This is a genomic window from Nostoc sp. CENA543, assembly GCF_002896875.1.
Classification (GTDB): domain Bacteria; phylum Cyanobacteriota; class Cyanobacteriia; order Cyanobacteriales; family Nostocaceae; genus Trichormus.
On the sequence record NZ_CP023278.1, the window covers coordinates 4,269,264 to 4,284,296 of the forward strand.

A 15,033-nucleotide genomic window follows, 5' to 3' on the forward strand; every position below is an offset into this window, starting at 1 on the left:
AGGTGCTTTATGAACAGTGTTTTGGTCACTGGAAATTTGCGGAAGGTGCATCACATTGCGCTGAATGTGAAAGATATGCAAGCATCCCAATATTTTTACGGGACTATTTTAGGTTTGCATGAATTGACTGGTGAAGAAGTTCCAGCTACTTTAGTGGAACTAGTGGCTGAGGGGAAAGTGGCAAATTTTATTACCCCTGACGGTACAATTCTCGACCTATTTTGGACACCTGACTTAACACCACCCAATCCAGACCCAGAACAAAGTTTTACTAGAGCATATCACCTCGCCTTCGATATTGACCCGCAATTATTTGAACAAGCGGTGGCCGTTTTGCGAGAAAATCAAATTCACATTGCTCATGGCCCAGTTAGTCGTCCGACTGGTAGGGGTGTGTATTTTTATGACCCCGATGGTTTTATGATCGAAATTCGTTGCGACCCACAATAATTAGATATGTCAACACGGTTATTTCAAGTAATTGAAGACGTAATTAAACAACCACCAATTCCCCACGAACCGCACAAACAATCATTGAAAGCTTGGGCGATGTATTGTTTAAGAGATAGAGGTTTTATTGTTGTTTATGCCCAAAATGCCGACTTTGCCATTGAACCCAAAGGCGGAAACAAACTTTACTTTAAGGTGACAACTAATCAAGCCGATGTTGACGATGCTTACAACTGGATAATCTGGGATAGCGTCACTCAAACCGCCAGCCTCATTCCCGCACAGGGTTAAGGGGGACTTCCAAGCTAAAAAATATACTATCACTGTGTAGGCAGAGGGGCAGGGGGCAGGGTGCAGGGGGAAAAAGAACGATGTCTTATCCAGAAATTGGATAATTTATTTTCTGGAAGTCCTTAAAATAATTCGCAATTCGCGTTAGCGTAGCGGGGCGGGAGCATCGTTGCAAATTGCAAATTGGTTTCATCTTTTCAAAAAGCGTTGACGCATCCGCACAGTAAAACTATTGACTTCTGGGATTTTCATGAGGTAGGCAATTACTCCAAATACTATTAACCCCACTGCACCAGATACACACAACTGTAAAATTTGAATCATTAAACCCTGTGTACCCAATAGTTTCTGTGTTCCCACCAACACCCCAAAGCTAGTAACTCCCGCCACTACACTACCAGCAATCAACCCTAAAATCGGCAAACTCCACTCCCGTAGAGGCAAACCATGTAAGCGGCGGTGTAGTATCCATAACAGCATTAACATGGAGCTACAATTGACACCAACGGTTGCTAACACCAAACCAGGCGCACCGAAGGGTTTCACGAAAATCCCATCTAGGACAATATTGAGAAAGATGTTAAATGTACTGATACGGAAAGGTGTCTGTCCATCGCCCAATGCGTAAAATACCCGCACCAAAACATCCCTTCCCAGATAGACGAACATCCCAATACCATAGGAGATGAGTAGTGAGGAAACTAACTGTGTAGCCCCTTGTTTAAATGCACCACGTTCATAAACTATCTGCACAATCGGCACAGACAACGCCACCATTAACGCCCCTAACGGTAACATCGTCACAGCAGTGAGTAATAATCCCTGACGAATGCGTAATTTCAAGTCTGGCCAGTTTTCTGGTTCGGCAAGCTTCGCGAAAATCGGTAATAGGGGCAATAAAATAATGTTAGAAATAATACCTAAAGGTGTTTGTACTAGCAAATTGGCATAGTTAAAACCAGCCGCCGCCCCTTGAATGGGGCTAGCAAAATACAAGTCAGTCGCCACATTAATCGGCATCATCCCCGAAGAAATCGTAGCAGGGGTCATGATTTTGATTACTTCCTGCACTCCAGGGGATTTAAAATCAAACCTCAGCCTTAATTTACCGAGTCCTAAACGCCACTGCACAACTAACTGGACTAACCACTGAAGAATTGCCCCGGCTAGAGTTCCCCAAGCCAAAACCATTCCACCAATCACAGCGTATTCTGGCTTGATAATGTCTTTGCCATATTGCAAAGCCAGTACCGCAATCCCAATTACTACCGTTACACTCGATAACAGGGGACTAATAGAGAGTAGCCAGTATTGATTAGCAGCGTTGAGAGTCCCAAAACCGATACCAATTAACCCAGAAAATAAAGCCATCGGGGCCATAATTTGCAACTGTTGAATGGCGATCGCTCTCGTTTTCGCATCCAAACCATAACCAACAATATCAATCACAGTATCCGCCAAGAAAATCTGCGCTACTGTCACCAGTAACAACAAACCCCCCACCAAAGTAGTCACTGTCTCTACTAAAGGGGCGGCTTCTTCTTGCTTACGCTTGGCTAAAACGCTGATAATCGCGCTATGTAACGGCCCGTTCACCCCTCCTAGTAAGACTAATAAAAACCCCGGAATCACATAGGCGTAACTATAAGCAGTAGCGGCCGCACCCACACCAAAAGCAGCTGCGATCGCCTGCTGTCTGATTAAACCGAATACTTTACTAATTAACGTGGCTGCGGCCACAATGCCAGCAATCCCAGCGAAAGAACGAGAAGGTTTTTGGTCTTGATTAGTCACAAATAATACCCGACAACTTTTGCAGACTGCATACCTGAGTAAATTTAACCGGAAAGTTGGCAGTCTGTCAGGCTAATTTTAAGTGATCATGGCAAACATTGCATATCAACATAGAATTAATGGACAAAAATGGGAAATATAAAGTAGCCCCTGTTCAGGGGGAAATAATTCATTGCATCTCCATCAATCATTAAATCAGTATTTTTGCTTGATTTCACAAAAATTTGGTATAAAAAATATCAACTATCAAATCAACAAAACTTGCGACTATGGGACTGCCTGCGAATCAAATTTTATTATCCAGCACTCAACTACAAGAACAACTAGAACAACAAAAAACCCTAGCCAGGGTGATTGGCAGAATTCGGGAATCTCTGGATTTAGAAACAATTCTCAAAATTACTGTTCAAGAAGTGCGTCAATTGTTGAATACTGATCGGGTTGCTGTTTTTCAATTTGATCCTGCACGAGACTGGGAGGGGGAATTTATTGCTGAAGATGTTGCCCCTGATTGGCTATCCGCTATGTCAGCCAAAGTCTACGATCACTGTTTTGGTGAAAAATTTGCGGCTTATTATCAACAGGGAAGAGTGCAAGCAGTTGCAGATATTTACGCTGCCGGATTAAGTAATTGTCATGTAGAAATACTCAGTAAATTTCAAGTACGCGCTAACCTCATTGTTCCTTTATTAAGAGATCAAGAACTATGGGGATTAATTTGTATTCATCATTGTCAGGAAGCTCGTCAATGGCAAGATTCAGAGATTGAATTTATCCGCCAAATCGCTGACCACCTCACCATTGCCATTCAACAAGCCAAACATCTCCAAGAAGTCCAATTGCAAGCCGTAAAATTAGCACAAGCAGCCCAACGAGACCAAGTAATTTCTCAAATTGTTGATCAAATTCGCACACCTCTAGACATTGAAACTATTTTTCAAAGCACAACTCACGAAATTCGGCAGTTACTCCAAGCTGACCGAGTTGCCATATTTCGCTTTAATTCTGATTGGAGTGGTAACTTTGTCGCTGAATCTTTCGCTGAAGGTTGGACACCTCTAGTAGATGTGCAACCTGTAATTAATGATACCTACTTACAACAAAACCACGGCGGACGTTACGCTCAAAATCAGACATTTACCGCTAACGACATTTATCAAGCGGGATTAAGTGAATGTCATATTCTCTTATTAGAACAATTTCAGGCAAAAGCTTTTGCTACTGCTCCCATTCTTCAAGGCGATCAACTCTGGGGTGTCATCGCCGTTTACCAAAATTCTGCACCCAGACAGTGGCAAGCCTATGAAGTAGAGTCCTTAAGTAAAATCGGCACGCAAATTGGTCTAGCTTTGCGTCACCACGAGTTACTAGCACAAGCTCACAACCAAGCAGAACAACAAAAGACCTTAACCAGCGTCATTACGCGCATTCGCCAATCTTTAGATTTAGAGACAATCTTTCAGACTACAGTTACCGAAGTCCGACAAATGCTACAAGCCGACAGAGTAGCAATTTTTCATTTCGATCCCCAACAAGACTGGACGGGAGAATTTATTTCTGAAGATGTCGCTATTGGTTGGGATTCGGTTATAGCTGCCAAAATCCATGACCACTGTTTTGGAGAGCAATTTGCAGCCTTTTATCAACAAGGTCGAGTACAGGCTGTTGCTGACATTCATGACGCAGGTCTAAGTAAGTGTCATGCTCAGATTCTAGGTCAATTTCAAGTCAGAGCTAATTTAGTAGTACCACTGCTCAAACAGGGTAATTTATGGGGCCTATTATGTGTACATCAATGTCATCACCCCAGAATTTGGCAGTCTTCGGAAATTGAATTTGTCAGTCAAATAGCAGAAAACTTAGGAGTAGCCCTACAACATAACCAACTTTTATTAGCAGCTCAATACCAAGCAGAACAACAAAAGACCTTAACCAGCGTCATTACACGCATTCGAGAATCTCTGGATTTAGAAACGATTCTGCAAACTTCCGTTACTGAGGTGCGGCAACTACTACAAGCTGACCGTGTGGGAGTCTTCCGTTTTGAACCCCAAACAGATTGGGAAGGGGAATTTATCTATGAAGATGTAGCTGATGGTTGGAATTCAGCGATCGCCGAAAAAGTTTATGACTACTGCTTTGGTAAAAATTTTGCATTACTTTACGCTCAAGGTCGAGTCAATGCGATCGCGGACATCCACCAAGGCAATTTTCCAGCCTGCTACATCCAAATTCTCGAACGATTTCAAATACGTGCCAATCTAGTTGCACCACTTTTAAAAGCAGGTGAACTTTGGGGATTACTCTGTATTCACCAATGTAAACTTCCTCGCCACTGGCAACCCTCAGAAATTGAATTTGTTAGCCAAATAGCTGAACAACTAGGAGTCGCCTTAAAACAAGATTCTTATTTAAAACAAGTACAAATCCAAGCCGTTCAACTAGCAGAAGCTAACGAGCGGGAAAAATCAATGGAGCGGCAAAAATTATTAGCTGCAACCATTGATAAAATTCGTCAATCTCTTGATATCAAAACCATCTTTAAAACCACTACTCAAGCTGTCCGTGAGTTGTTAGAAGTCGAACGAGTCGCTATATACCGTTTTAACTCTGATTGGAGTGGTAAATTTGTGGCTGATTCCTTCAAAGATGGCTGGAAACCTGCAACAAAAGTACAACCAATTGTTCTAGAAATCTTTGAAGATACAGATGAAGATGATAAATTACCCCGCAATGAAACTTTTGTTCCCATTCGCCAAGGAGAAAAATTATGGGGATTATTAGTAGCTTATCAACACTCTCAAGCCCGCTACTGGAAAGATGAAGAAATTAACTTATTAGCTCAAGTAGGTGTACAGTTAGGCATTGCCATTCAACAAGCAGAATTACTTGAACAAACCAAACGTCAAACCCTAGAACTGACTCAAGCTTTATATGAATTAAAACAGACCCAAGCTCGATTAATTCAGGGAGAGAAAATGGCAGGTCTGGGACAATTATTAGCGGGAGTTGCTCACGAAATCAACAATCCTGTCAATTTCATTTCTGGCAATCTGACTCACCTGAATGAATATATTGAAAATATTTTCCATGTTTTGCAGATGTATCGTCAATATGAATCACAGTTTCCCGACATCCAAGCAGCAACAAAAAACATGGATTTAGAATTTATCATTGATGATTTACCTAAAACACTCGATTCTATGAAAATGGGTGCAGATCGGATTCTGCAAATTGTCCTGTCCTTAAGAACTTTCTCTCGTACCGATGAAGCCGAATTAAAATCAGTGGATATTCATGAAGGTTTGGATAGTACCTTGCTCATTTTAGGACATCGCCTCAAAGATAATAACCAACGTCCTGCCATAGAGGTGATCAAAGACTATGTTAATTTGCCTTTAGTTGAATGCTATCCAGCACAACTAAATCAGGTGTTTATGAACTTGATTTGCAATAGCATCGACGCATTAGAAGAAAAATTTACCAATATTTGGCAAAGAAGTTTAAAAGCATCAAAGCCCTGTCCTACAGTCCCTTTAACTATTTGGATCAGCACAAAAATTGTAGAACAAAAAATTATTATTAAAATCGCTGACAACGCTTTTGGAATAGCACAAGAACTAGTTGATAAAATCTTCGACCCTTTCTTTACTACCAAAGAACCGGGTAAGGGAACAGGTTTAGGTTTGTCTATTAGTTATCAAATAATTGTAGAGAAACACTCTGGTAATATCAGATGTTTTTCTACCCCAGGAGAAGGAACAGAATTTATTATTGAACTTCCCCACACCAATAGCAAGTAAACATATAAAAATAGTTTGTAGTAAGGACTTTAGTCCTGAGATGAGGACTGAAGTCCTCACTACAAACCTCTTATTTATCGACATCCTAAACTTTCTCTTGTGGAAATACCCGTAACAGAATTGACTCCATCGGCTCTTTCGCACAGTAAAGATACTTGATAACGGTCGATAATTGCGTCTGTAAAATCAGCCCCAGTAATATCAGCGTCATAAAAACGGCTGCGAGTTAAAGTCGATTCGGTAAAAATGGCATTTTTCAAATTTGCACCGTCTAAAGTCACCCGATCTACCAAAGCACCTGTTAAATTTGCATTTTCTAAATTAGCTTTTAATAAAACGCCCTTAGTCAAAATAGCATTAGTTAAATTTGCGCCTTGAAAATTTGTACCCCGCATTTCTGCTGCGACAAAAGTTACACCTGCTAAATCAGTGTTAGTAAAATCACGATTTTCTAGATTAGTGTTGTTGTAGTTAATTGTACTAAGTTGAGCAAAAGCTGGCTTGGGATTGATGATGAGCCAAAACCAAGCCAGCAGCAAGATTACAATCAAACTTAATAATCTCAGCAAGAACTTTTTCATAACTTTACAAATCTCATGAATAGTCAAAAGTCAAAAGCAACAACCAGTCACCCTGACAGCTACTTTTCTATCATTCCTTCATAAAAAATAGTCAGTCATAGTGAATAACATCAAAAAGATACCTGCTAGCTCACTATTGACTATTGACTATTGACTATTGACTATTGACTACTTCCAATCCTTGCCGATGCGGATTGTGATATCTGATTCTAAATCCCCTGTGGATTTAACTTCAACTAAACCCAATCCTAAGATTTTCTGTAGGTTAACTCCTGCCGAGCGATCGCCCTTCTGTACAATAATTTGTGTTTGACGTTGGGTGTCAGGCCAAGCTGGAATAGTGTAAATATTTGTAAAACCTTTTTGTTTCAAGTAAGCAATAGCTTTTTCAGTTAACTGGGGTTGATTGGAAGCATTTTGAATAGCAATTTTGAGCTTAGATACTGGTCGTGAATCTGGCTTTAGACCAGGTATATCTACCCCTACATAATTATTCAATAAATTTTGCTGTCCGTTCAAATTCAGCCAATAGCTATGGGGATCTTTACTAAATTTGCTGAATGTACCAGGTAACATAGTCATTTGGAAATTATCCCGTTCTAAATTGACGGAAAAATTCACCAACGCCATCATTTCTTCGATCTTCAAATTGGTATCGAAATATTTCCGCATCAGGCGGGTTAATTGGGGCAATCTCGGTAAAACCGTGGGACTGTTAAGCCTTTGCAACACTGCTGTTACTAGTGCTTGTTGTCTTTGCACTCTGGGTAAATCCCCTAATCCTGCTTCTCGGTAACGAGCAAATAATTCTGCTTGTTCGCCATTGAGAGTTTGCCAACCACTAACTAAACTGACAGTTGATCCACTTACTGGATCTTGATAAGTCATAGCTTTGGGGACAAAAACTTCTACCCCACCTAATTGATCGACTAATTGCCGTAATCCACTCGTAGAAAGGCGAATATAGCGGTCAATTCGGGCATTATTCAGAGTCCGGCTGACAGTCCGTGCGGCTAACACTGGCCCGCCTTTGGCATTTGCCTCTGCCACTCTGGTTAATCCCTGTTCTGGGATAGCAATCATTGTGTCGCTGGGAATCGACAGTACCCGCATAGTTTTACTGTTGGGGTTGATTCTAGTCAGCAGCATGGTATCGCTATTGCCAGAAAAACTTTCCGGTGAGCCATCCACAGCACCTTTGACTGGTTCAATTCCCATAATCAGAATATTCATTGGTTTGGATATCTGATACTGGGAAATTTTGCTCCATAGTTCCCCAGGTAAGGGCATCTTCTGTTCATTTTGACCGGAAAATCCCAATTCTTCATCGGTACGGTCTAAGTTACTCCATAAAGGAGTCCATAAAGCCAAGGTGGATACTAACAGCCCAGACATGATGATCCCTAATACGGCTGTCAAAATCCACAGTAACCAGCGCGGCATGGATAAGCCCAATCGCTCATACAGCTCATTGGGAATCGCTCCTACAGACTCTACAACATTACGAGAACTGCTAGCTGCTTGTTCTTGTGTTGTTATTTCTTGGTCTGTTGCTGATTGCGCTAGAACTTGATTATCGATACGTTGTAGTTGCCCAGGTTTTACCCCAAGCTCTAAATCTGGTATCTGTTGAGGTGTAACCTGATCTTCTGACCATTGAACCTGTTTAATCACAATTATCTCCCCACTCAACCACTCCCTAAAATTTATGTTAATCCAAGCCACCAAACTTGCCAGTGTCAGACTGCACTGTAAACTTGAAATGTTCTAGCGTAGGTCGTATGACAACATGAGTAGTTCTTTGTTCCCAGTCATCCTGGCAGGTGGTAAAGGTGAACGTTTTTGGCCTTTGAGTCGGCAAGACCGACCCAAACAATTTTTAAGTCTTGATGGTAGCTCTAGAAGTCTATTACAGGCAACTGCCGAACGACTAATTGATGTTGCAGGCAGTTGGCAGGATTTATGGGTAATTACTTCTAGCCAGCTAGCTACAGGTATACTACAGCAATTACCAGAATTGCCACCTCCAAACCTGTTGGTAGAACCGCAAGGTAGAGACACTGCTGCTGCTGTTGCTTGGACAAGTTTAGAAATTCAAAAACGTTACGGAGACGACGCTATTATCGGCTTTTTCCCCTCTGACCACTGGATAGCTGACCAACAGGCATTTAAACGCACATTAGATGCGGCTACTCAACTAGCGGCAAGCACTCCAGCTATTGTCACATTAGGGATTAAGCCTACCTTTCCATCAACTGGTTACGGCTACATTGAACAAGGCGAAAAAATTGGTAGCTTTAATGAGTTGCCAGCTTATCACGTCAACCGCTTTACTGAAAAGCCAGACCGTGAAACAGCCCAGACATTTCTGTCTACAGGACGATTTAGCTGGAATAGCGGTATGTTCGTCTTTCGGGCTGGTGTTGTTCTCAAGGAACTGTATACCCATGCACCAGAAATTATTGAACAAATAGCACAAAAAGGCGTTGATGTCTATCCCCAATTGCCGAAAAAAAGTATAGACTATGCACTCATGGAAAAAACTAATTTAGCATATGTTTTACCGGCAGAATTTGGGTGGGATGACTTGGGTGATTGGAACGCTATCGAAAGACTACTGAAAAAACCAGACAATCCTAACGTTGAACTGGCTACCCATGTAGGTCTAGATACACAAGGCGCAATTATTTATGCTACTAACCCAGAGGATGTAGTTGTTACTATTGGGTTAGAGGATGTGGTGATTGTACGCGATCGCAATGTCACCCTCATTGTTAACAAAGAACGCACCCAGGAAATTAAACAAGTCCTCAAAACCCTACAAAGCGATCCCCGATTTACTGACTTACTTTGAAGAGGCAGAGAGCAAGAAGCAAGGGGGCAGGGAGCAAGGGGGCAGGGAGCAGAGAGCAATTTAAATTAATGCCCACTCCCCAGTCCCCAATCCCCAATCCCCAATCATTCTTAAATTTTGAATTTTGAATTTTGAATTGATAAGTCCCCAATCCCCAAAACAAAATGTTTTTAACATACACTGTTCCGCGCCAAAGAGAAATTATTGAAGTTGTTCTCCGCAATGGCTGGGATTATATGCGGAGGTTGCTAACTGGTGGTAAAGCTGATGAACCCCAATTACCTACACCTGCGGTGTTAAAAAATATTCTGGTGGATTTGGGGCCTGTTTATGTCAAACTCGGTCAGCTACTGTCTACCCGTCCAGATTTACTGAGTGCTGCTTATATTGATGAACTTTCCACTTTACAAAACGAAGTACCGCCCGTACCTTGGGCAGAAGTGGAAATCGTCATTCGTCAGCAACTCAAACGCCCTTTAGAAGAAACTTTCAAATACATCAATCCTGTGGCAGTAGCGGCGGGATCAATTGCCCAAACCCATCGCGCTACGTTAATTGATGGTCGGGAAGTGGCATTAAAAGTCCAGCGACCAGGAATAGATATTACGATTGTCCAAGATATTGCCCTGATTCAAGGGATTGCTGATTTGGTGGCGCGTACTGATTTTGGGCAGAATTATGAAATCAAATCAATCGCCGAAGAATTCACTAAAGCCCTAGAGGCTGAATTAGATTTTACCAGGGAAGCTGGTTTCACAGACCAACTGCGACGTAATTTATCGCACAGTCGTTGGTATGAACCGCAAAAAATTGTCGTTGCGGAAATTTATTGGCATCTGACTACAGAAAAATTAATGGTGATGGAGTGGCTAGACGGAGTACCAATACTCTCAGCCCAATTAAGCAGCATTAACGGTAAAGACCCAGTGGCAGAACGTAATGCCGTTACTACACTATTATTTCGTGCCTTTTTTCAGCAGTTATATGTTGATGGCTTTTTTCATGCTGATCCCCATCCTGGGAATATTTTTTATCTGACTGATGGGCGCGTAGCGTTGTTAGATTGTGGGATGGTGGGTAGGCTTGATCCCCGCACTCAGCAAATTTTGACGGAAATGCTATTGGCTATTGTCGATTTAGATGCGGGAAGATGCGCTCAACTGACTTTACAACTGGCCGATTCCGCACAACCAGTAATTTTATCGCGCCTAGAAAGCGATTATGACCGGATGCTGCGGAAGTATTACAACGTCAGTTTGACGGAGATGAATTTTAGTCAAATCTTTTATGAAATTTTGCAAGTTGCTCGTAATAATAAAATTCGCTTACCCGGTAACATGGGCTTGTATGCCAAAACTTTGGCAAATTTAGAAGGGGTAGCCCGTACCTTTAATCCAGAAGTAAATTTATTTGAAGAAATTCAGCCTTTAATTACAGACTTGTTTCGACGGCAATTATTAGGCGATAATCCAGTGCGATCGCTCCTCAGAACCGCCTTAGATATTAAAAGCCTGTCGCTACAATCTCCCCGACAAATCGAACTGTTATTAGATCGAGTCACATCGGAAACTTTGCGATGGAATCTTTCTCTACATGGTTTAGATGGTGTCCGCCGCACAATGGACGATGCTGCTAACCGCTTATCCTTTAGCATCCTCGTAGGTTCACTGATTATGGGGGCAGCAATTATTTCCACTAAAGCCCAAACCACACAGCTATCTTTTATTAGTAGTGTGTTATTTGCCGTCGCCAGCTTATTAGGATTGTGGCTAATTATTAGTATCTTGCGATCGGGGCGTTTGAGATAAGGGGCATTGGGCATTGGGCATTGGGCATAAACATAATCTGTTCCCGATTCGCGATTCCCGATTCCCGATTCCCCATTCCCAATGCCCGATTCGCGATTCCCGATTCCCCATTCCCCATTCCCAATGCCCGATTCGCGATTCCCGATTCCCCATTCCCCATTCCCAATGCCCGATTCGCGATTCCCGATTCCCGATTCCCCATTCCCAATGCCCGATTCGCGATTCCCGATTCCCTTATGTTGTGTACTCAGCGTTAATTTTCACGTAGTCGTAACTTAAATCACAGCCCCACGCTTTACCTGCACCGTGACCGTTACCAACGTTGACAGCGATAATTACTGGATTATCTACTCTTTGACCTGGAATATTCTTGCGATCAACGGATAAATCATTACTATTGTTAGTCGCAACAAAGTCTTGGGGAAGCACAGAATTCGCTGCCGCTTGCTTTAAATATGCACTAGCGGCGGCGCGGTCAAATGGTAAAGGTTGACCGTTTTCAAACAGGAGAAAATCCCCCAGTTTAATATTCAAATTTTCTTGCTCAAAAGGTACACCTGCGCGTCCGGCGGCGGCGGCGATGCGTCCCCAATTGGGGTCACGACCGAAGATAGCGGATTTCACTAGGGATGAACCTGCGATGGTTTTGGCGATTTGTCTGGCTGCAAGTTCGTCATGCGCCCCTGTAACTTGCACTTCCATCAGACAAGTTGCACCTTCACCATCACGAGCGATCGCTTTGGCTAAATGCTGACATACTGCTGTTAACATGGCCTCTAATTTTTCGGCTTCTGCACCCATTTCTGTAATTGCTGGGGTGCGCGATTCACCATTAGCTAGAGCAATCAGGCTATCGTTGGTACTGGTATCACCATCTACAGTAATAGAATTAAAGCTTCTGTCTGCTGCTCTGCTTAACATTTCTTGCCATAGATGCGGTGAGACAGCTGCATCACAAGTAACAAAAGCTAACATCGTCGCCATATTTGGATGAATCATCCCCGAACCTTTAGCAATGCCACCAATGCGGACTGGACGATCTGCGATAGTAGTTTCCAGGGCAATGGATTTAGTGACTAAATCTGTAGTGATAATTGCACCTGCGGCCGTATCTGACCCAGTAGGAGATAGTGCTGCGACTAATTTGGGAATTCCACCCCGCAGCGCATCCATTTTAATACGCTGACCGATTACCCCTGTAGAAGCTAAAAGAATCGATTCTGGGGAAATATTTAACTCTTTTGCCAACAATTCTGCACTTTCTTCTGCATCCCGCACACCTTGACTACCTGTAGCGGCGTTAGCTTGTCCAGCGTTGCAGAGAATCGCCCGCGCAAATGGTTTAGCTTGCAAGCGTTGACGACAATAATCTACACAAGCAGCTTTGACTTGGCTGGTAGTAAATACACCAGCTGCGATCGCTTCCACATCTGATACTATCAAAGCCAAATCCGGCAATCCCGAAGGCTTCAACCCAGCAGTAATCCCAGCCGCCTTATAACCTTTAGGTGCTGTCACTCCACCAGTAATTTCCTGCCACTCTGCCATATTTCTCACCCTTACAACTAATTAGCAGCTTGACTGGCGATTATAGCTTGAAAGTGCTGAGTGCTGAGTTTTGAGTAATGAGTAATGAGTAATGAGTGCTAAAAAAAATTGCTCCTTATCTACTTTCCAATCCCCAATCCCCAGTCCCCAGTCCCCAGTCCCCAATCCCCAACCCCCTTCCATGAAAAAAGGAGAGCCACTTGGGCAGCTCTCCAGATCATCAGGGTGCATCTACTTAGCACAGTATAGCATTTTTGCCATGAGGAGTAACACCCATTATTTCTTTATTTGTATAAAGATCATTAAGAATTTTTACTGATCCGGTTGAACTCAGCAGTTTTTCTGAGAAGAAGTCTTCATAAATTACTATATTTTTAGGTGTTGTTTCATGTTTATTACTATTAATAGTCAATATTATTTATGTACTAAAAAGCTTGCTACTTCAGTAAATGTCGGTTTATTTTCATACTAAATTAAAACCAGTGTACTGATATCTTCAGCATCATTTCATTTATAGAGAGTATTTTCACAGATAAACCAAGAAAGTTTTTCAAAGGTTCATCCGGGCTTAAAAATATATGAGCAAAAATTTAGTATATTTATCTTAATTAGCAAACTACTAACTCTAACAGTCATGATGTCCAAGTTAGCACTTAAGTATACTAAAGAAGTTAACTTTTGACATTGCTACCGTATTGTGTAACACAATAAATCGTAGCTCAGTTGTTAATATATTCAACTGAGATAAAACTCCTAATCTTTTCTTAGCTGTTCCCTATTCTTTCTTACTTTCTTACGCAAATTATCTCAGTGATCCACCTCGGCTACCGCATCCAATTGATAATAATTTAAGTAATTAAGTAAATATGTAGAAAATTTATAACTATTTTATTGCTTTATTGTGAACTGAGTGGGACTAATCTTTTATAAATTGTTCCAGCAGCTTATCGATAATAAGAATTTATAGTGTTTTCTCTTTCGTAGCATAGTCATATTTAAGAACAAATACTTATCACTTGTATTACCAACAAAGCCAAAGTTATGCTAGTTTTTATCATTCCTCTCAAAAGTGCAGAAGTATCCGAATCATGGAATACAGTCTCCAAGCTTTTTGAAAGATCCTTACGCTCAATTTGTAGTCAAACTGACTCAGATTTTCGAGTAGTTGTAGTGTGTCATGAACGTCCAAAAATTGACTTTAGTCATCCTCATGTTCACTATCTAGAAGTTAACTTCCCTATCCCTAATTGCAACCGTAAAGACAAGAACATAGATAAGTGCAAGAAAATTATTAAGGGCTTAATGTATGCGAAAGCTGTATTTGCACCTAATCATATTATGATTGTTGATGCTGATGATTGTATCAGTCGTCATCTAGCTAGTTTTGTTAACCAATATCCAAAATCTAACGGGTGGGTTGTTAATAAAGGCTATGTATATAAAGAGAGTAGTTCTGTAATCTACTATAGAAAATCGCACTTTTATGCGTGGTGTGGAACTTGTAATATACTCAATATGAATTTATGTCCTTTACCTGAACAAGATAACGATTATCCTGATGATTTAGTAGAATTTTATAGATCACATGGACGTTTGAAAGAAACCCTCAGAAATAAAGGACACATTCTGGAAAATTTACCTCTGATTGGATCTGTTTATATTATTGGTAACGGCGAAAACATATATCAAAAAGGGTTTTCTACTATTCACAACGCTAATCAAGGCAAAATTTTCTTCTTTTTCAAAGAATTACTAAAATTCCGTCCTTTAACTTCATCAATCAGAAAGGAATTTAATCTTTATCAACTAAAACAAAATTGAATAAATTTAGGCAATATCTCTGACAAAAATAGCCGCGAATTGCTTACTAGTAAAGAGTTTTAAAGTTATTCAACAGACCCTAA

The 15,033-nt window shown here is 41.3% G+C and carries 10 protein-coding genes; 6 read left to right on the forward strand and 4 right to left on the reverse strand.

Translation table 11 applies throughout. The features are described 5' to 3' along the window. Positions 1-9: 9 nt before the first annotated feature. Complete coding sequence (locus CLI64_RS17605; protein WP_103138419.1) at positions 10-450, forward strand: VOC family protein; 441 nt, start codon at positions 10-12, stop codon at positions 448-450. Between the two features lie 6 nt (positions 451-456). Continuing rightward, positions 457-741: a hypothetical protein gene (locus tag CLI64_RS17610; RefSeq protein ID WP_103138420.1), complete on the forward strand. Its 285-nt coding sequence runs from the start codon at positions 457-459 to the stop codon at positions 739-741. Between the two features lie 189 nt (positions 742-930). Here the strand turns inward: CLI64_RS17610 and murJ are convergent, their stop codons facing one another. Next, a complete protein-coding gene (gene murJ, locus CLI64_RS17615) occupies positions 931-2,535 on the reverse strand; it encodes a murein biosynthesis integral membrane protein MurJ (RefSeq protein ID WP_103138421.1) in 1,605 nt (534 codons plus the stop codon). 269 nt (positions 2,536-2,804) lie between these two features. On the opposite strand from murJ, the gene CLI64_RS17620 reads away from it, so the two are divergent. Continuing rightward, entirely contained in the window at positions 2,805-6,338 is a 3,534-nt protein-coding gene (locus CLI64_RS17620) for a GAF domain-containing protein (RefSeq protein WP_103138422.1), read from the forward strand. 74 nt (positions 6,339-6,412) lie between these two features. On the opposite strand, the gene CLI64_RS17625 is transcribed toward CLI64_RS17620, so the two are convergent. Next, positions 6,413-6,919 (reverse strand): pentapeptide repeat-containing protein, encoded by a 507-nt coding sequence (locus CLI64_RS17625; RefSeq protein WP_103138423.1) that lies wholly within the window; start codon positions 6,917-6,919, stop codon positions 6,413-6,415. Between the two features lie 168 nt (positions 6,920-7,087). Next, positions 7,088-8,593 carry an LCP family protein gene (locus CLI64_RS17630; protein WP_103138424.1) on the reverse strand — a complete coding sequence of 502 codons (1,506 nt, stop codon included), beginning with the start codon at positions 8,591-8,593 and terminating at the stop codon, positions 7,088-7,090. 115 nt (positions 8,594-8,708) lie between these two features. Here CLI64_RS17630 and CLI64_RS17635 point away from each other — a divergent pair, with 115 nt between their 5' ends. Together CLI64_RS17635 and CLI64_RS17640 are read left to right on the forward strand one after the other, a co-directional pair. Continuing rightward, complete coding sequence (locus CLI64_RS17635; protein WP_103138425.1) at positions 8,709-9,773, forward strand: mannose-1-phosphate guanylyltransferase; 1,065 nt, start codon at positions 8,709-8,711, stop codon at positions 9,771-9,773. Between the two features lie 164 nt (positions 9,774-9,937). Further along, positions 9,938-11,581 (forward strand): AarF/ABC1/UbiB kinase family protein, encoded by a 1,644-nt coding sequence (locus CLI64_RS17640; protein ID WP_103138426.1) that lies wholly within the window; start codon positions 9,938-9,940, stop codon positions 11,579-11,581. Positions 11,582-11,815: 234 nt separating this feature from the next. On the opposite strand, the gene argJ is transcribed toward CLI64_RS17640, so the two are convergent. Then, positions 11,816-13,129, reverse strand: coding sequence for a bifunctional ornithine acetyltransferase/N-acetylglutamate synthase (gene argJ, locus CLI64_RS17645; protein ID WP_103138427.1), 1,314 nt, complete (start codon positions 13,127-13,129; stop codon positions 11,816-11,818). Between the two features lie 1,041 nt (positions 13,130-14,170). Between argJ and CLI64_RS17655 the strand changes: the two genes are divergently transcribed. After that, positions 14,171-14,950, forward strand: a complete 780-nt coding sequence (locus CLI64_RS17655) for a glycosyltransferase family A protein (RefSeq protein ID WP_103138429.1) — start codon at positions 14,171-14,173, stop codon at positions 14,948-14,950. The last annotated feature ends 83 nt before the right edge of the window (positions 14,951-15,033 follow it).

What these genes read in the sequence shown, in the direction of transcription:
- CLI64_RS17605 (WP_103138419.1), top strand. Translation starts at nt 10, where the DNA reads ATGAACAGTGTTTTGGTCACTGGAAATTTGCGGAAGGTGCATCACATT.
- CLI64_RS17610 (WP_103138420.1), top strand. Translation starts at nt 457, where the DNA reads ATGTCAACACGGTTATTTCAAGTAATTGAAGACGTAATTAAACAACCA.
- argJ (WP_103138427.1), bottom strand. Translation starts at nt 13,129, where the DNA reads ATGGCAGAGTGGCAGGAAATTACTGGTGGAGTGACAGCACCTAAAGGT.
- CLI64_RS17635 (WP_103138425.1), top strand. Translation starts at nt 8,709, where the DNA reads ATGAGTAGTTCTTTGTTCCCAGTCATCCTGGCAGGTGGTAAAGGTGAA.
- CLI64_RS17620 (WP_103138422.1), top strand. Translation starts at nt 2,805, where the DNA reads ATGGGACTGCCTGCGAATCAAATTTTATTATCCAGCACTCAACTACAA.
- CLI64_RS17640 (WP_103138426.1), top strand. Translation starts at nt 9,938, where the DNA reads ATGTTTTTAACATACACTGTTCCGCGCCAAAGAGAAATTATTGAAGTT.
- CLI64_RS17625 (WP_103138423.1), bottom strand. Translation starts at nt 6,919, where the DNA reads ATGAAAAAGTTCTTGCTGAGATTATTAAGTTTGATTGTAATCTTGCTG.
- CLI64_RS17655 (WP_103138429.1), top strand. Translation starts at nt 14,171, where the DNA reads ATGCTAGTTTTTATCATTCCTCTCAAAAGTGCAGAAGTATCCGAATCA.